General features: G+C 72.0%; 15 protein-coding genes and 1 pseudogene. 8 read left to right on the top strand and 8 right to left on the bottom strand.

What is annotated here, in order from left to right:
- The first annotated feature begins 2 nt into the window (after positions 1-2).
- Both G401_RS53980 and G401_RS53975 read left to right on the top strand, forming a co-directional pair.
- Positions 3-1,484, top strand: a complete 1,482-nt coding sequence (locus G401_RS53980; protein WP_051367992.1) for a sensor domain-containing diguanylate cyclase — start codon at positions 3-5, stop codon at positions 1,482-1,484.
- Between the two features lie 241 nt (positions 1,485-1,725).
- On the top strand, positions 1,726-2,187 hold the full coding sequence (locus tag G401_RS53975) for an RNA polymerase sigma factor (protein WP_027347179.1): 462 nt from the start codon (positions 1,726-1,728) through the stop codon (positions 2,185-2,187).
- A gap of 14 nt (positions 2,188-2,201) precedes the next feature.
- Here G401_RS53975 and G401_RS58755 read toward each other — a convergent pair whose 3' ends face one another.
- From G401_RS58755 to G401_RS0141685, 5 genes and pseudogenes are all read right to left on the bottom strand, one after another.
- Positions 2,202-2,924: a sulfatase-like hydrolase/transferase gene (locus G401_RS58755; RefSeq protein WP_407636980.1), complete on the bottom strand. Its 723-nt coding sequence runs from the start codon at positions 2,922-2,924 to the stop codon at positions 2,202-2,204.
- Between the two features lie 993 nt (positions 2,925-3,917).
- Positions 3,918-4,790, bottom strand: a pseudogene (locus G401_RS58180) (lysylphosphatidylglycerol synthase transmembrane domain-containing protein); the annotation flags it as partial.
- On the bottom strand, positions 4,787-5,821 hold the full coding sequence (locus G401_RS0141695; RefSeq protein WP_027347177.1) for a glycosyltransferase family 4 protein: 1,035 nt from the start codon (positions 5,819-5,821) through the stop codon (positions 4,787-4,789). The gene G401_RS0141695 and the pseudogene G401_RS58180, both read right to left, overlap by 4 nt.
- Positions 5,818-6,216 (bottom strand): 6-pyruvoyl trahydropterin synthase family protein, encoded by a 399-nt coding sequence (locus G401_RS0141690; RefSeq protein ID WP_027347176.1) that lies wholly within the window; start codon positions 6,214-6,216, stop codon positions 5,818-5,820. Before G401_RS0141690 ends, G401_RS0141695 begins: the two co-directional genes overlap by 4 nt.
- Before the next feature lie 33 nt (positions 6,217-6,249).
- A complete protein-coding gene (locus G401_RS0141685) occupies positions 6,250-7,209 on the bottom strand; it encodes a zinc-dependent alcohol dehydrogenase (protein WP_027347175.1) in 960 nt (319 codons plus the stop codon).
- A gap of 139 nt (positions 7,210-7,348) precedes the next feature.
- Here G401_RS0141685 and G401_RS51960 point away from each other — a divergent pair, with 139 nt between their 5' ends.
- From G401_RS51960 to G401_RS0141655, 5 genes are all read left to right on the top strand, one after another.
- Complete coding sequence (locus G401_RS51960) at positions 7,349-8,074, top strand: CDP-alcohol phosphatidyltransferase family protein (RefSeq protein WP_064741971.1); 726 nt, start codon at positions 7,349-7,351, stop codon at positions 8,072-8,074.
- Positions 8,075-8,096: 22 nt separating this feature from the next.
- Positions 8,097-8,777 (top strand): HAD family hydrolase, encoded by a 681-nt coding sequence (locus tag G401_RS0141675; RefSeq protein WP_027347174.1) that lies wholly within the window; start codon positions 8,097-8,099, stop codon positions 8,775-8,777.
- A gap of 252 nt (positions 8,778-9,029) precedes the next feature.
- Entirely contained in the window at positions 9,030-10,259 is a 1,230-nt protein-coding gene (locus G401_RS0141665) for a sensor histidine kinase (protein WP_027347173.1), read from the top strand.
- Positions 10,250-10,906: a response regulator transcription factor gene (locus G401_RS0141660; protein WP_034594735.1), complete on the top strand. Its 657-nt coding sequence runs from the start codon at positions 10,250-10,252 to the stop codon at positions 10,904-10,906. The genes G401_RS0141665 and G401_RS0141660 overlap by 10 nt, the downstream gene beginning before the upstream one ends.
- A gap of 134 nt (positions 10,907-11,040) precedes the next feature.
- Positions 11,041-11,802, top strand: a complete 762-nt coding sequence (locus tag G401_RS0141655) for an SAM-dependent methyltransferase (RefSeq protein ID WP_211240982.1) — start codon at positions 11,041-11,043, stop codon at positions 11,800-11,802.
- 4 nt (positions 11,803-11,806) lie between these two features.
- Here G401_RS0141655 and dinB read toward each other — a convergent pair whose 3' ends face one another.
- Positions 11,807-12,997: a DNA polymerase IV gene (gene dinB / locus G401_RS0141650; protein WP_027347170.1), complete on the bottom strand. Its 1,191-nt coding sequence runs from the start codon at positions 12,995-12,997 to the stop codon at positions 11,807-11,809.
- 75 nt (positions 12,998-13,072) lie between these two features.
- Between dinB and G401_RS0141645 the strand changes: the two genes are divergently transcribed.
- The gene (locus G401_RS0141645) at positions 13,073-14,284 is read left to right on the top strand and encodes a calcium:proton antiporter (protein WP_027347169.1); all 1,212 of its coding nucleotides are present in this window, start codon (positions 13,073-13,075) and stop codon (positions 14,282-14,284) included.
- A 521-nt stretch (positions 14,285-14,805) separates the two neighbouring features.
- Here G401_RS0141645 and G401_RS0141640 read toward each other — a convergent pair.
- Together G401_RS0141640 and G401_RS0141635 are read right to left on the bottom strand one after the other, a co-directional pair.
- Positions 14,806-15,663, bottom strand: a complete 858-nt coding sequence (locus G401_RS0141640; RefSeq protein ID WP_027347168.1) for an endo alpha-1,4 polygalactosaminidase — start codon at positions 15,661-15,663, stop codon at positions 14,806-14,808.
- A 189-nt stretch (positions 15,664-15,852) separates the two neighbouring features.
- Positions 15,853-16,629: a DeoR/GlpR family DNA-binding transcription regulator gene (locus G401_RS0141635; protein ID WP_027347167.1), complete on the bottom strand. Its 777-nt coding sequence runs from the start codon at positions 16,627-16,629 to the stop codon at positions 15,853-15,855.
- Positions 16,630-16,690 lie beyond the last annotated feature (61 nt).

Here is a 16,690-nt window from a genome sequence, read left to right as displayed (position 1 = left end):
CGATGGCCGACGGCCCCGGGTCCCTCCAGGTCCAGCAGCTGCTGGAGCTCCTGGCCGTGATGTCCTCGTTCACCGACGAGGACGCCGCCGCGCGCGGCGCCGCCGAGCGGGCCGCGCAGGCACTGGAGGCCGAGGTCGCCGCGGTGGTCCTGGACGGGCAGGTCGTCGCGGCGATCGGTTTCCCGCGCGACGCCGTCGCCGAGCAGGACCTGCTCGCGGTGGGCCGGCGCGAGCGCGACTGGCTGGACGTGCCCGGCCTCGGCAAGAGCCCGGCGGTGACCGCGTCGTGGGCGGGTAGCCGCCCCGGCCAGCTCATCGTCGCTCGCTGGGGCTATGACAGCTTCTCGGTCGAGGAGCGCAGCCTCGTGCGGGGCATGGCCCGCGTCCTCGACCTGACCCTCACCATGCTGCGTACGCTCCGCGTGGAGCACGAGATGCGCCAGCGCAGCGAACGCCAGGCGGCCGAGAACACCCGGCTGCTGGAATCCCTGCACGAACAGCAGCGGCTGCTGCGGCACCTGTCGCTCATCCAGCGGGCCATCGAACGCCGCGACCCGGTCCCGGACGTCCTCGACGGCATCGTCGCGGCCGCCCTCGACCTGCTCGGCGGCGAGATCGTCGCGCTGTGGACCCGGGACGCGGCCGACAGCGAACGGCTGCGGCTGCGTACGTCGGCCGGGTTGCGGGGACCCGAGACGGTCTCGATGCCCGCCGGCGAGGCCGGTGCCGCCGGGGAGGCCCTCCGCCGCGGCGAAGTGGTGACCGTCAGCGGGTACGCCGTCTCCGGCACCTGCCTGCGCGACATCACCGACGGCCACCTGAGGATCTCCATGGCGGTCCCCGTGCACGAGAACGGCCAGGTGTGCGGTGCCTTGGTGGTCGGATCGACCGTGCCGGGCCGGATCTACACCGCCGAGGAGGCGCAGACGCTGCGCGTACTGGCGCAGAACGTGAGCCTGGCGCTGACCGACGCGCACACCGTCCGCAAGATGCACCAGGCCGCCCACGACGCCCTGACCGGCCTGGCCAGCCGCGGCCTGTTCCTCGAACGCCTCAACGAGCACCTCGCCGAGGGCCGCCCGGCCGCCCTGCTCTTCCTCGACCTCGACCGGTTCAAGGAGGCCAACGACGAGCACGGCCACATCGTCGGCGACGAGATCCTCACCGTCACCGCCGCCCGGGTCACCACCCACCTGCGCTCGACCGATCTCGCCGGCCGGTACGGCGGCGACGAGTTCGCCCTGCTGCTCGGCGACGTCGAGGATCCCGCCGAGGCGGTGGCCGTCGCCGACCGGATCATCGCGGCGGTCGGCGAGCCTATCTTCGTGAGTGGACGGACGGTGACGGTCAACGCGAGCATCGGCATCGCCCTCAGCGGTGCCGGGCGTACCGACGCGCTCGAACTCATCCGCGCCGCCGACGCGGCCATGTACCAGGCGAAGAGCGCGGGCCGGGGACGGTCCTCCATCCATCAACCCATCTAAATGGGCCAGAGGTCGATGCCGGACATATATCGACGCCGGTCATGTATGATGTCGACACCACACTGCGCTCCCCCGCGTGTCGTTGCGAGCGCGTCACCGTGCGTGGCCCGCCCCAGACCCCGGCGGCCTTGGCGAAGGTCGTCCGGAGGAGTGTCTCGTGATGGCGGAAAGGTCGGTCCCGGACAGCCCCGTTCCCGTTCCCGTCCGCAAGCGCGGCGTCAGGCCGGTTCGGCATGGTGCGATGGCCGTCGGCGACGGCGTATTGGCCCAGTTGGTGGCCAGGACCTCCCGGGGCGACACCGTCGCCTTCGCCGCGCTGTACGGCATTCTCCTGCCCAAGATCCGCGCGTACGCCTGGCGTCTCACCGGTGGTGACGCGGGCCTGGCCGAGCTCGTCACCACCGGTGTCTTCGTGGAGATGTGGCACCTGGCCGGCCATCACGCGGGCTGCGAGGTGAGCGCATGGGCCCAGGCGATCGCCCGTCGGCGCACTCACGAGCAGGCGCAGCGCGACCCGGAGGCGACGGCGATGCTGTCGGACTACGACAACCACATCGCACGGGAACTCGCCGAGCTGCTCGCCGACGGCGACCAGCCCCAGGACGCCGGCCTGGCAGGCCAGCGCCGCCGGTTCATCGAGCATCCCGTGCGGACCTGGATGCTGCGCCACGCGCCTGCGCGCCCCTGGTCACCGGCGTCCTGAGCCGTCGTCCTGAATCAGCGGGCGAAAGAGCTCAGGAAGTGGTCGCGGAAGGCGTCCATCTTCCAGACGGGAGCGGACGGGGCCGGTCGCAGACCCGCGCTCCACCCCCAACCGTCCACTCGCGACATCACCGACGCGTCCTGGGAGATGATGGTGATCGGCACGTCCCGGCTGGCGTTCTGGCCGGACACCTGCTCCGCCGGCTGATGGTCGCCCAGCATCACCACGACGAGGTTCGGGTCCCCGTACTGCTGGACGTAGGAGACCATCGTCGACAGGGAGTACTCGATCGTCTTGCCGTAGTCGGTGCGTACCTGGGCGGAGCTGCGGCCGAGGCCGTCGGAGACCGGGCCGGTGATCTGGCTGTGGTACGCGTTCCCGTCCCCCACCGCGCTCCACGGGATCGATCGGGGCAGCGGTGTCCACGGGGAGTGGCTGGACATCAGATCGATCTCGGCGAACAGCGGTGCGTGGCCGGGCGTACGCTCGTCCTGCTGGAAGGTCGACATCGTGTACTGGTCGGGGATGCCCGCGTAGCCGAACTTCGGTCCCTGGTAGTGCAGGGCGTCGACGTTGATGAAGTCGTCGTAGTGGTAGACCGAGCCTTCCGGCCAGGGCCCGTTGTCGGCGGCCGAGACGCAGACCGTGTGCCAGCCCGCCTTGTGGAAGGCCGTGCTCAGGGTCAGCCGGTCGCTGGCGGTGAAGTCGTTGTACCGCTGCTGGCCGTCGATCCACATCCCGGACTGGAGGGTCGAGTGGGCCAGCCAGCTGCCGCCGGCGTACGTGGCGGAGGTGAGGTAGCCGCTGCGGGCGGAGTATCCGGCGGCGGCCAGGCCGGTGTCGCCGGCGGCCAGGACCTTGTCCACGCCGGGGGCCATGAGCGGATCCTCCAGCGCGACCTTGCCGTAGCTCTCGACGAAGACGAGCAGGACGTCCTTGCCCCGCAACCCTTGCAGCAGCCGGCTGCCGGGGACGTCCTTGAACGCGTCGTTCGCCGCCTCGGCCGGGAAGGTCTGGTGGTTGTGCACGGTCTGCCCGGCGGCGCGTACCCGGTCGTAGGCGAGGACGGACGTCGTGCGGTCCGCGATCGGCAGGCCGGGGCCGAGCTGGGCGCCGACGAGGGCCAGGACCGTCCAGGCGGCCGCGGCGACGGCGACGCCCCGCCAGGCGGACGGCCGGAGCAGGGGAAGGACGCGGGCGGCGGCGAGGGCGAGCAGGACCACGACCGCGAGGGCCAGCGCGGCGGCGCCGATCGCGAGGGCGATGGCGCCCGGCCAGCCGATCGCGCGGGCGACGTAGTTGACGCCCGCGCCGAGGAAGGTCCAGTCGGCGACCGGGTCGAACGGCCGGTCGAGGACGGCGAGGAAGCCCATGTCGACGACCTTGACCACGGTGAGCAGGCCGAGCACGCCGCCGAGAACCAGCGCGACCGGCCGGCGGGCCCGCGACGGGAGCACGAGCATCAGCGCGACGGCGACCACCGCCTCGACCGGTACGCGCAGGAAGGTCCACGGGGACAGCAGGTTCCGGTCGTCCGGCAGCAGCAGGGCGGCGACCAGCGCGGCCACGGCCACCACCGTCACCCAGCCCCGGGGCGACCGGCCACGGTCCACACCAGACAGACGAGCGGGCTGATCCGCAGTGTGATCGGCAGGCGGATCCACAGACTGACCGGCCGGCGAGGGGTCGGGCGCGGCCGGGGAGACCCGCTGCCGCCACCACTGGTAGCCCAGCACGCCCGCGCCCGGCAGGCTCGCCGCGAGCACCAGCACGCCGTACGTCACCGCCGTCGACACGCCCTGCGCCGCGGTCAGCCCGGCGGCCGCGAAGGCCCACGCGGCCACGCCCTCGCGCGGCCCCCAGCCCGCGATGTTCAGGGGCACCGCCATCGCCAGCAGCACCAGCAACGTCAGCGGCACGAGCACCGTCAGCGACGCCGTCAATCCGGCGGTACGCGCGGCCAGCACGAACGTGGCCCCGTGACCGACCACGATCGCGGCGCTCGCCAGTCCGACGCCGATCCAGGCGCGCCGGGTGAGCAGCCCGTCCCGCACGGTCGCCCCGATCATGCGGAACGGCCCGGCCAGCCGGGGCGAGTAGTGCACGAGTAGTGCGAGCAGTACCCCGGTGAGCGCACAGGCGGCCAGCACGTAGGGCATCCGCCCGTGCACCGGGGACGGCAGCGCGGTCAGGACCACGGCGGCGAGCACCACCTGCACCGCCTGGCCCGAGAAGCGTTCCAGCACCACCGCGCGTACGCCGAGGCCGACGTCGCCGACCTCACGGCCGTGGCGGACGGCCCGGTGCACGTCGCCGACCACGCCGCCGGGCAGGGTCGTGTTGAGGAACTGGGAGCGGTAGTACGCCGCGACCGCCGGGCCGAGCGGCAGCCGGGTGCCGAGGCCGCCGGCGACCAGCCGCCAGCGCCAGGCGCTCCCGATCGTGGTCAGGACGCCGATCCCGAACGCGGCGAGCAGTGCCCCGATCCCGATGACGCGGACGCCGTCGAGGAACGGTCCGCTGCCCACCCGCCAGACGAGCAGCGCCAGGATCGCCAGGCCGCCGAGGAGGCGTACCCACTTCCAGGTCACATCTGTTCTCAACCGCGTACCCCGATCAGAGCTTCCGCTATCCGGCGGGTCGTTTCCGGCCAGCCCGGCAGGTCGGGGCGCCGGTCGAGGGCGGCGCGGCGCAGGGCGGCCCGCAGCCCGGGGTCGGCCAGCCAGTCGCGCAGGGCCCCGGCGAGGCGCCCGGGATCGTCCGGCGGGACGAGCAGCCCGGGACGCCGCGCGGGCGTACCGCCGAGGGCCTCGGGGACGCCGCCGACATCGGTCGCCACCACCGGTACGCCGTGCGCCAGCGCCTCGGCGACGACCATCCCGTAGGTCTCCCCCCGCGACGGCAGGACGAGCAGGTCCGCCTCCAGGTACGCGGTCTCCAGATCCGCGCCGACACGGGCTCCGGTGAACAGGATCCGCTCGGCCAGGCCGAGCGCGGCGACGCGGTCACGAAGCGCGTCCGCGTACGCCGCGTCCTTGGTCAGCGAACCGGCGCAGACGCAGGTCCAGTCCTCACCGGCCAGCGCGGCCAGCGCCGAGACCAGGATGTCGTGGCCCTTGTTCGGCGTCACCGCCGCCACGCAGAGCAGCCGGGAACCGGCCTCCCGCGGGACCGCCTCGGCGGCCGGGTCGGTGCCGGGGCGGGCCACGTGGATCAGGGCGGGCGGCAACGCGTACAGGCGGATGAGCTCGTGCCGTGTCCACTCGCTGGTGGCGACGACGGCGGCCGCGCACCCGAGGGCCCGCTCCTCGCGGGCGTTGGCGAACGGCATGTGCATGAGGACGACGAGCCGGAGCCGGGACGCCTCGGCGGCGAGGATCTCGGGGACGGTGGTGGCGACCAGCCCGTCGACCAGCACGGTCCCGCCGTCGGTAATTCCACTCAGGACGGTGCGCAGGGCCGCGCGGTCCGCGGCCGAGGGCAGCGGCCAGGCGCCGGGGACCGGGTGTTCGCGCACCTGCCAGCCCAGGCCGGGCAGGCCGTCGGCCACGCGGCGGTCGTAGGTGTTGCCGCCGCTCGGGCTCAGCGGATCGTCGATGTCCCCCGGGAGTACGAAGTGGACGGTGAGACTCACAACGACCGCTCGTAGCCGGCCCAGGCGATGTGCGATTCGTGCAGGGTGACCACGATCCCGCTGAGCCCGTCCGCGTTCGGGCCGAGCCGCCCGTCCGCGACGGCGTCGGCCAGCCGGTCCGCGATGACCTGGGCGAGGCGCTCGGTCGTGGTGTTCACGCCCTGGAACTCCAGCAGCTCGTCGAGGTTGCGCAGGTTGAACGCGCCGAGCACCGCCCGCAACTGCTCGGTGGCCAGCGCGATGTCCACGACGATGTCGTCCGCGTCCAGTTCGGGGCGCTTGAAGGTGGCGTCGACGACGAACGTGGCGCCGTGCAGCGCCTGCGCCGGGCCGAACACCGCACCCCGGAAGCTGTGGGCGATCATCATGTGGTCGCGGACGGTCACGCTGTACACGGTTCCTCCTCGAGATCCAGCTCGGTATCCGGGTCAGTATCTGATCAGATGGGCCAAGGCCGGGCGGCCGGCGGCCAGCGACCGCAGGACCGCGGGCAGTTCGTCGAAGGGCGACTCGCCGGTGATGAGCGCGTCGTACGCCGGGTCCCGCAGCAGTTCCAGCGCCAGCCCGAGCCGGTCGGCGTACGTGCGGGCGTCCCGGCGGGCGGGGGCGATCCGGCCGACCTGGCTGGCCCGGACCGTCAACCGTCCGGAGTGGAACGACTCGCCCAGCCGGATGCCGACCTCGCGGTCGCCGTACCAGCTCAGTTCGAGGACGGTGCCCTCGGTACGGGCCAGGCCGAGCGCCAGGTTCAGGCCGGCCGCCGAGGCGCTCGCGTGCACGACGAGATCCCGTCCACCGGTGGCCGTCGCCGGCGCGGCGAAGCGTACGCCGAGCGCCGCGGCCGTGTCCGCCCGGCTGCCGTCCACGTCCACGAGTTCCACGTCGGTTCCCGGGATGCCGGCGAGGACGCGGGCCACGCAGCAGCCGACCATCCCCGCCCCGACGACGGTGATCCGGTCGCCGATGAGCGGGGCCGCGTCCCAGGCGGCGTTCACCGCGGTCTCGACGGTGCCGGCCAGCACCGCCCGCCGGGCCGGCACCCCCTGCGGTACGCGTACCGCCGCACTCGCCGGCACGACGTACTCGGTCTGGTGCGGATGCAGGCAGAACACGGTCTGCCCGAGCCACTCGGGATCCCCGGCCTCGACCACGCCGACGTTGAGGTAGCCGTACTTGACCGGGGCCGGGAAGTCGCCCTCCTGGAACGGCGCGCGCATGACCGCGTACTGCGAGGGCGGGACCTCACCGCGGAAGACGAGGGTCTCCGTGCCACGGCTGACGGCGGAGAAAAGACTGCGGACCTGAATCTCGCCGGGACCGGGTGCCGGTATTACCTCTGTGCGGATCTCTCCGACGCCCGCGGCGGCGACCCAGAACGAGCGTGCCATGGGACCTCGCCTTCCCGCCGGCCGGACAGAACCGTCATAGTATGCATTCTCCAATACATGGGCTGTTACCCCGTTTAGGGTTTGTTTTCGGATATTCAGCTGATGTCGGGTCATGGCCAGCAGAGGCGGAGTGAGGCGTATGTTCCGGTCGGGACCGGTACTCGGGCTTCTGGGAGCCGTCGCGCTCACGACGCTGCTCGCCACCACCACCGAGCTGGGAGCCGCCGGCTGGGCGGCCGGGCTCGCGTACGGTGCGGTGCTCTGCGGCTGCCTGCTGAAGGCCGGGCACACCGACTTCCGGCCCGCCGACTGGGTCACCCTCTCCCGGGCCGTGCTGGGCAGCGGGGTCGCGGCGCTCACCGCCGCGTCGTTCGCCCGCGCCGTCCCGGTCGTCCTGTTCACCGCGCTGGCGGCCGTCGCCCTCGTCCTCGACGCCGTGGACGGGCGGGTCGCGCGGGGCACGCGTACGGTGTCGGCGCACGGGGCCCGGTTCGACATGGAGACCGACGCGGCTCTCATCCTCATCCTCAGCGCGTACGCGACCCACGCCCTGGGCTGGTGGCCGCTGGCGATCGGCCTGATGCGGTACGCGTACGTGGCCGCATCCTGGGTATTCGCCTGGCTGGCGAGCCCGGTGCCGCCCCGGTACTGGCGGAAGGTCGTGGCGGCGGTCCAGGGGATCGTGCTCGCCGTGGCGGCGGCCGGGGTGCTGCCTCGGGCGGTGACGGCGGTGGCCGTCCTAGGAGCGCTCGGGCTGCTCGTCGAGTCGTTCGGCCGGGACGTCGTGTGGCAGTTCCGTCACCGGGTCGTGCCGTCGACCGCGCCCGTCTCGGCACCGCCGGTACTCACGGGGGCGCACCGGTGACGCGTACGGGAAGAGGGGTTCTGTGAGCAGGTTCGAGGCTGTGCTCTTCGACGCGGGTGACACGCTGATCCGCCTGTCGGGCAGCGGTGAGCAACTGCTCCACGGCGCCGCCGCGGACCTGGGCGCGGATCCGATCGATCCGGGCAAGGTGAGCGACGTCTGGGGCCGGGTGCTGGCCCGCAGCAGCACCGCGGAGGAACTGGCCAAGGGCCGCGACCTCGCCGCGGACCGGCACCGCGAGGTGTGGACGGCGCTGTACGCCGAGGCCGGCTGCGACGATCTGCACCCCGGCCTGTCCGACGCCCTGTACGCGCGCACGGTCAGCGCCGAGTCCTGGGAGGCGTTCCCGGACACCCTGACGACACTGAAAACCCTGCGGCACCGGGGTCTGCCGGTGGGGATCGTCAGCGACACGGGCTTCGACCTGCGCCCGGCGCTCGACCGGCTGGGCCTGTCCCCGTGGGTGGACACGGTCGTCATGTCGTTCGAACACGGCGTCTGCAAGCCGGCCGCGTCCTGCTTCCTCACCGCCTGTACGCACCTCGGCGCGGATCCGGCCCGGACGCTGATGGTCGGCGACAACCCGCTCACGGACTCGGGGGCGGTGGGGGCCGGGATGTGCGTGTTCCTGCTGCCCCGGCCGTCGAGGACCGGTCCGCGCGGCCTGGAGCACGTGCTCTCCCTCGTCGGAGAACCCGGCTGAACCCTTGTCCCGCCCTTATCTCGTCGTGATGCGGGCGGCGATGCAGACCACCACCAGAGCGGCGCCCAGCAGGACCGTCCCGATCCCGCTCCATCCCACGAACGACAGCAACCACATGCCTACGATCGAACCCGGCCGACCGGGTCCGGCGCACTACGGCTAGCCCTACTTCTCGGCGTGGGGATAGCCGGTGCCGGAAGGTGATAGTGGACGGCTGGGCCGCCCCGGGTCGCCGCGGATACCGTCTTCGGCGTGTCCTACCTGCTCCCGGCGCTGGCATCGCGCCGATACCTGATCACCGTCTGGCCGTGGCGCGCGGTCGCGTACCTCGTGTCGACCGTGCCGCTCAGCATGGTCCTGGGCGGCACCCTGTCCCTGTTCGCGCTGCCCGTCTACGCGGTCGTCCGCGACGCCGTCGACGGCAAGCCGATCACGGCCGTCAAGGCGTACCTCGTCCTGGTGAGTGTCGTGTTCGCGGGGCTGATCGGCGTACCGGCGGCGATCTTCCTGGCGGCCGTCGAGCGGCGCCGGCTCGCCATGATCGACGACCGGCCCGTCGCGGCCCATCGCAACCGCGTTCTGCAGGTCCTCTACCTGCTGTTCCTCGCCGTCGTCGTGCCTTTCGCGTACTTCGCGTACGCGCTGCTGGCCCTGCTCGCCGTCTCCTTCATCGCCAGCCCGTTCGTCGTGCACCCACCCGGCATGGCGCTGGGCGTCACCGAGGTCCACACCGTCCGGGAGACGATCCCGTACGCGATCGCCGGCGTCCTCATGCTGCCGGTCCTGCTCTACGTCGCGGGGATGTTCGGCGCCGTCCAGGGGATGGTCACGCGGGCGCTGCTCACCGGGGACGGCTCGGCCGAACTGCGGGAGGTCAGCCGGTCGCGGGCGCGGCTGGTGGACGCGTACGAGGCGGAGCGGCGGCGGATCGAGCGCGACCTGCACGACGGGGCGCAGCACCGGCTGACCAGCCTCACCCTGCAGATCGGGCTCGCCCGGCTGGACGTGCCGGCCGACTCCCCGGCGGCGGCGCCGCTCGCCCAGGCCCACGAGCAGGCCAAGCAGCTCATGGTCGTGCTGCGCGATCTCGTCGTCGGGATCCGGCCGCAGAGCCTCACCGATCTCGGGCTGCCCGGCGCGCTGCGGGAACTCGCCGACCAGTCGGCCATCCCGGTCCACCTCGTGACCGACGTCGGCCGACTGCCGGAGCGGGTCGAGGGCGCCGCGTACTTCGCCGTCTCCGAGGCCCTCGCCAACGTCGCCAAGCACGCCGGTGCCACCCGGATCGACCTCTCGGTCACCCGCCGCGGCCGGCTCCTGGCCGTCGAGGTCCGCGACGACGGCCGCGGCGGCGCCGACCCCGCGCGCGGCACCGGGCTCGTCGGCCTCGCCGACCGGGTGGGCGCGGTCGGTGGCCGCCTCCTGCTCTCCTCGCCCGTCGGCGGCCCTACGCTCGTACGCGTGGAGCTGCCATGCGAGTGACGCGAACGGTACTGGCGGAGGACGGCGTACTGCTGCGCGAAGGACTGGCGAGCCTGCTGTCCCGGTTCGGCTTCGAGGTCGTGGCCAGCGTCGGCGACGCCGAGGAGCTCACCGCGGCCGTGGCCGAGCACCGGCCCGAACTGGTCGTGACCGACATCCGGATGCCGCCCGGCCAGTCGGACGAGGGGCTGCGGGCGGCGGTGGCGCTGCGCGGCGCGTACCCGGGGCTGGCGGTCGTGGTCCTGAGCCAGTTCGTGCAGGCGGAGTACGCGGCGGCGCTGCTCGACTCGGGCGACGGCCGCGGGGTGGGCTACCTGCTCAAGGACCGGGTGGTGGACGTGGCGGACTTCGCCGCGGCGCTGCGGACGGTGACCGGCGGCGGCACGGTCGTCGACCCCGAGGTCGTCCGCCGCCTCCTGCGCGGCTCCGCCGATCCGCTGGCCGCCCTGTCGGGCCGCGAGCTCGAAGTGCTGGAGCTGGTGGCGGAGGGGCATTCGAACGCGGCGATCGCGCAGCGGCTGTTCGTCACCGAGGCGGCGGTCGGCAAGCATGTCGGCAACATCCTGGCCAAGCTCGGCCTGCCGCCGACCGACGACACCAACCGGCGCGTCCTGGCAGTACTCACCTATCTGCGGTCCAAGTCGTAAATCGGTTGCGGGCCTTCTCCTGGCCTGATTGGCTTCGGCCACATTCCCATCCAAGGAGATGATTTGATGTTTGTCGATGCCGTCCGTTCTCGTTCCGTCCAGAACCGACCATCGACCACGAAGGATCATCCATCATGGACAAGAAAGCCCTGGCCCTCCCCCGCCACTTCCTGATCCGTGAGACCGGGCAACGCGTCCACAACCCGTACACCCCGGAGAAGCTCGCCACGCTCGGCGCGGCGATCCGGCTGAACCCGGGCGACAGGATCCTCGACCTCTGCTCCGGCACCGGCGAGATGCTGTGCACCTGGGCCCGTGACCACGGCATCACCGGTCACGGCGTGGACATCGCGAAGGACTGGATCCGGCTGTCCGGCGTACGCGCCGCCGAGCTGGACGTCGCCGACCGGGTCACGTTCGAGCACAACGACGCCCGGGGCTACGTCGCCGCCGAGCGCGTGGACGTGGCCGCCTGCATCGGCGCGACCTGGATCGGCGACGGCGTCACCGGCACCGTCCGCCTGCTCGAACAGTCCCTGCGGCCCGGCGGCCTCATGCTCATCGGCGAGCCGTTCTGGCGCAGCGAGCCGCCGAGCCAGGAGGCGATCGAGGCGTGCCACGCGCGCACGAGGGACGACTTCGACACGCTGCCCGGCCTGGTACGCCTCTTCGGCGAGCTCGGCTACGACCTCGTCGAGATGGTGCTCGCCGACGAGGACAGCTGGGACCGGTACGCGGCCGCCCAGTGGTTCACGCTCCGGCAGTGGCTGGACGCGAACCCGGACGACGGGCTCGCCCCCGCGGTACGCCAGGACCTCGACCGGGAACCGTTGCGGCACACCACTTACCGCCGCAACCTGCTCGGCTGGGGAGTGTTCGCGTTGAAGGCCCGCTGACGAACTAGTCGGGCAGGGTGGGTACGGCGATCCCCGGATCCTTGCCCACCAGTACGCCCCGCGTGACCGACGCCGAGCCGAACCGGTCGCGTACCGCGTCGACGGCGGCGTCCAGCATGGCCCGGTCCGGCTGCTCGAAAGGCAGCTCCAGCTGGACGTCGCCGTGGCGGCCCAGGTTGCTCACCGAGATCCCGACGAGGGTGATCCCCTTGGCCTCGATGAGCGGCTGGGCCTCCCCGAGCAGCTCCCGGGCCACATCGAGCACCGTCTGCGTCTGGACCGTGGCCCGCGGCAGCGTACGCGACCGCGTCGCCCGGGTGAAGTCGGCGAACCGCAGCCGCAGGATGATCGTCCGGCCGGGCCGGTCGGCCGCCCGCATCCGCTTCGTGACCCGGTCGACCAGCCCGGCGAGGGCCGCCGACACGTCCTCGGGCCGGTGCGGTCCCCGGCCGATCGCCCGCTGGGCGCCGATCGAGCCGCGCCGCTTGCCCACGACGACCGGCCGCGGATCGCGGTTGTGGGCCAGCGCGTGCAGGTGGCGCCCGGCACCCGGGCCGAGGATCGAGACGAGGGCGGCCTCACCGAGCCGGGCGACCTGCCCGACGGTCCGGATGCCGCGCTCGTGCAGCTTCGCCTCGGTCACCGCCCCGACGCCCCAGAGCATCCCGACCGGCAGCGGATGCAGGAACGCGAGCTCCCCCTCGGGCTCGACGAGCAGCAGCCCGTCCGGCTTGGCGACCCGGCTGGCGACCTTCGCGAGGAACTTCGTCCGGGCCACGCCGACCGTGATCGGCAGGCCGACGCGGCGCAGCACCTCGGCGCGCAGGCGGACGGCGACGTCGACCGGCCGGCCGCCGATCCGGTGCAGCCCGCCGACGTCGAGGAACGCCTCGTCGATCGAGATCCCCTCGACGACCGGCGTGGTGTCCCGGAAGACCTCGAACACCGCCTTGCTCGCGGCCGCGTACGCCGACATGCGCGGCCGCACGACGATCGCGTCGGGACACAGCCGGCGCGCCGCGTGCCCGCTCATCGCCGTCCGCACGCCCCGGCGCTTGGCCTCGTAGCTGCACGCCAGCACGACGCCGCCGCCGACGATCACCGGATGCCCGCGCAGCGCCGGGTTGTCACGCTGCTCGACCGACGCGTAGAAGGCGTCCAGGTCGGCGTGCAGAATCGAGGCCGGGTCCCGCATGAGCAGGAGCTTAGAACACTTGTTCGCCTGGCGATAGTCCCCACGTCTGTCCGCTTTGTTCCATATGCTCAGCAGATGCAGGTGATCACGAAGCGCTGGACGGTCCTCGTACCCATCGCGGCCTTCGTCCTGCTCGTCCTCGCCTGGGGCCGGTCCCTGTCCACCGTGGTCGTCGTCGTGGTCGCCCTGCTGCTCGTCGGCGCGATCCTCGCCGCGGTGCACCACGCGGAGGTCGTCGCCGAACGGGTCGGCGAACCCTTCGGCGCCCTCATCCTCGCGGTCGCCGTCACGATCATCGAGGTCGGCCTGATCGTCACCCTCATGGTCAGCGGGGGCGGTGAGAAGACCCAGTCCCTCGCCCGCGACACGGTCTTCGCCGCCGTCATGATCACCTGCAACGGCATCATGGGCGTGAGCCTGCTCGTCGGCTCGCTCCGCCGCGGCCGCGCCGTGTTCAACCCCGAGGGCGCGGGCGCCGCGCTGACCACCGTCGCCACGATCACCACGCTCTGCCTGGTCCTGCCCACGTTCACCGCCGGCAAGCCCGGCCCGCAGTTCACCTCGGCCCAACTGGCCTTCGCGGGCACCGCGTCGCTCGTCCTCTACGGCGTCTTCGTCACCGTGCAGACCGTCCGGCACCGCACGGACTTCCTCCCCGTCCCCTTCGACGCCGACCTCCTCGAGTCGAGCCGCCCCGACTCCGGCCGCGCCGAGGCCGGTCGCGCCGAGGCCGGTCGCGCCGGCTCGGACGATGGGAGCGAGGCGGCCGACCGGGTGGAGCAGGCCGCGCCGCTGCCGGACGAGGCTGCGGAGGTCCACCAGCGGCCGACCGCCCGGGCCACCGTCTTCAGCCTCGGCCTCCTGCTCATCGCCCTCATCGCCGTCGTGGGCGAGGCCAAACTCGTCTCCCCCTCGATCGAGAGCGGCGTCCGCGCCCTCGGCATGCCCCAGCCCGTCGTCGGCGTCATCATCGCGATGCTCGTCCTCGCCCCCGAGACGGTCGCCGCCGTACGCGCCGCGCGGGCGGACCGCGTACAGACGAGCCTGAACCTCGCGCTCGGATCGGCGATCGCCAGCATCGGCCTCACCATCCCGGCGATCGCCATCGCGTCCCGGTGGCTCGACGGCCCGCTCCTGCTCGGCCTCGACCCACTGCAAGTGGTGCTGTTCGCCCTCACCGTCGTCGTGGGCATCCTGACCGTCGTGCCCGGCCGGGCGACGCTGCTGCAGGCCGGCGTACACCTGTCGATCTTCGCGGCGTTCCTCTTCCTGGCCATCAACCCGTGAACCCTCTCAGGCGCACCAGAGGTCACATCCACACCCCATTCATGCACCCCTGACCTTTGTCGCAACTGTCCGACTCATGCGCGCGACCGGCGGCCGGTGGGGTGATCGTTTACGGCTGCGGTGTAAAAACGGCCCCCCATTGCATGATCGTTTACGGCTCTGGAGCGCGCTGACCGGCTTCGGCTACACCTGACGCGTCATTGATCATGCAGATCGGGCCGGATTGACACCCCAGCCGTAAATGATCAAGAAATCGGCGCTCGGCGCCCACCTCATGGAAGATCGCTCCCCACCCAAGATCCAATGCGACCGATCCACCCAGCCGCCATATCGGACAGTCGCGACAAACGCCAGGTGGCGAAAGGGTGAAACGGTGACCGAAAGGCGGTGCTGGATGCTTCGCCCCACTCACCTGGCAGGGAGGCCCCGTCACGGGACGTGACGGGGCCGACCGGTCTCCCGCGCGAGGAGCGGAGGTGAGATCGACGAACCCGGGAAGTAAGGCCCTAAAAGATCTTGAATTACCTGCACGCCTGGAACACGGAGTCGTCGAGATCGATGGAGAACTTGACCCCGTTGAAGTTCTGGTTGTTGTCCTTGGTGCAGAACTTGGACGTCGCCAGCGAGTACTCCGCCTGGAACACCGGCTTGCCGGCGGCCACGTACTGGTCCAGGCCGTAGCCGCCGTTCTGGGCCGTGGTGCATTCGCTGTACTGGTTGCACTGCTCGTTCAGCGCCCCGTCGAAGTACGCGACGAGCTGCGGGATCTGCTCGTTGTCGTTCTTCTGCAGGACGGACAGGCCGCGGGCGTGCGAGTCGTTGGCCAGCAGGGCGTTGAAGTACAGCTGGTCGGCGGCGGTCAGCGGGAAGCCGGTCTTGTTGGTGTAACCGTCCACATTGTCCAGCTCGACCATGTCGAAGCCCTTCTGGCGGCACATGTCCAGCCGGGCGTCCATGATCGTACGCAGGGCGCTGCCGGCCTTCTGGACGTCGCGGACGTCGAGCCACTTCTCGCCGGGCCAGCCGTTGGACTTGCCGAGGATCGCGGCCGGGAACTGGCCGGCGTCGGACCGCCAGTTCTCGTAGGTTCCGGCCGACAGGTAGCAGACGGCCTTGATGCCGGCCGCATGCAGGGCGCTGACGTTGGCGGCCGAGTTGTCGAAGCCGTCGACGTCGTAGAGCGAGACCGCCCGGTACGGCGCCGCGGGCACGGCCGCGAGCACCCAGTTCCAGCTGGTACGCAGGGCCGGGTGGTAGCAGCCCGCGCAGGTCACCGGGGTGGGCGGGGCGGGCGCGGCGGAGGCGGGGTGGGCCGCGCCGAGCACGCCGGCGGCGGCCAGCAGGACCGCCGCGATCAGATGGCGCAGGGAACGTGTCATGGAGGACCTCCATCGACTCGCGCGAGGCTGTTCAGCACTCGGACGGCGGCCCCTCGGCCCCGCCCGTGGCGCGACGGCGTACCCGCCACCGGCCAGCACTCACGTGTGAGCGATTAAACCAAGGTGTACGCGCAACCGTCGAGAACTCGTGCACAAGTGTGCATCTTTAAATGCGCGCCGGCTGCTTCTTCAGGCGACGGTGACGGTGACGCCGGCGGCCGCGATGGCGGCGAGCGCGGCCTCGTCGGCGGTGTCGTCGGTGACGAACTCGTCGACGTCGGCGATCGCGCAGATGCGGGCCAGGCAGACCTTGCCGACCTTCGAGCCGTCGGCCACCACGATCACCCGCTGGGCCTGGCGGATCATGGTCGCGTTGGTGTTCGCCTCGATGTCGTCGTGCGTCGTCAGCCCGGTACGCGCGCTGATCCCGTCGACGCCGACGATGGCGACCTCGATGTTCAGCCCGGACAGGGTGCGGTCGGCGATCGGCCCGACCAGTTCGTAGGACTGCGTACGCGAGACGCCGCCGGTCATCACCAGCTTGAGCCGCGGCCGCAGGGCGAGTTCGGCCGCGATGTTGAGCGCGTTGGTGACGACGGCCAGGTCGAACCGGTCCGCGAGCAGCCGGGCGACCGTGTGCGTGGTGGTGCCGCCGGTGAGGCCGACGGTCAGCGGTCCGTGCGGCAGGCGGCCCACCGCCGTGCGGGCGATCGCCAGCTTCTCGTCGCGGTGCTGGCCGATGCGGTAGCGCACGGGCAACTCGTAGCTGACGTCGGCCGCGATGGCACCGCCGTGCGTACGGTTGAGGAGCTTCTGGTCCTCCAGGGTCTGCAGGTCGCGCCGGATCGTCGCCACCGAGACGTCGAACTCGGCCGCCAGCGCGCGGGCGTCCACCGAGCCGTCGCCGGAGATGCGGTCGAGGATCGTCGACACCCGGTCGGCGCGGCGCAACGTACTGCGGGCCATGCCCCGTCCCTTCCGATCACCTGATCAAACGCGCAATAAAGAATGCTCGTTTGCGCGCGAA

The sequence above is a fragment of the Hamadaea tsunoensis DSM 44101 genome (assembly GCF_000428945.1).
Classification (GTDB): domain Bacteria; phylum Actinomycetota; class Actinomycetes; order Mycobacteriales; family Micromonosporaceae; genus Hamadaea; species Hamadaea tsunoensis.
Note: the sequence above shows the minus strand (reverse complement) of the source record. Positions and strands in the feature narration are given on the sequence as shown.

Coding starts and splice junctions, on each gene's coding strand:
- G401_RS53980 (WP_051367992.1), top strand. CDS start 3: ATGGCCGACGGCCCCGGGTCCCTCCAGGTCCAGCAGCTGCTGGAGCTC.
- G401_RS53975 (WP_027347179.1), top strand. CDS start 1,726: ATGGCCGTCGGCGACGGCGTATTGGCCCAGTTGGTGGCCAGGACCTCC.
- G401_RS58755 (WP_407636980.1), bottom strand. CDS start 2,924: ATGTGGATCGACGGCCAGCAGCGGTACAACGACTTCACCGCCAGCGAC.
- G401_RS0141685 (WP_027347175.1), bottom strand. CDS start 7,209: ATGGCACGCTCGTTCTGGGTCGCCGCCGCGGGCGTCGGAGAGATCCGC.
- G401_RS51960 (WP_064741971.1), top strand. CDS start 7,349: ATGTTCCGGTCGGGACCGGTACTCGGGCTTCTGGGAGCCGTCGCGCTC.
- G401_RS0141660 (WP_034594735.1), top strand. CDS start 10,250: ATGCGAGTGACGCGAACGGTACTGGCGGAGGACGGCGTACTGCTGCGC.
- G401_RS0141655 (WP_211240982.1), top strand. CDS start 11,041: ATGGACAAGAAAGCCCTGGCCCTCCCCCGCCACTTCCTGATCCGTGAG.
- dinB (WP_027347170.1), bottom strand. CDS start 12,997: ATGCGGGACCCGGCCTCGATTCTGCACGCCGACCTGGACGCCTTCTAC.
- G401_RS0141645 (WP_027347169.1), top strand. CDS start 13,073: ATGCAGGTGATCACGAAGCGCTGGACGGTCCTCGTACCCATCGCGGCC.
- G401_RS0141640 (WP_027347168.1), bottom strand. CDS start 15,663: ATGACACGTTCCCTGCGCCATCTGATCGCGGCGGTCCTGCTGGCCGCC.
- G401_RS0141635 (WP_027347167.1), bottom strand. CDS start 16,629: ATGGCCCGCAGTACGTTGCGCCGCGCCGACCGGGTGTCGACGATCCTC.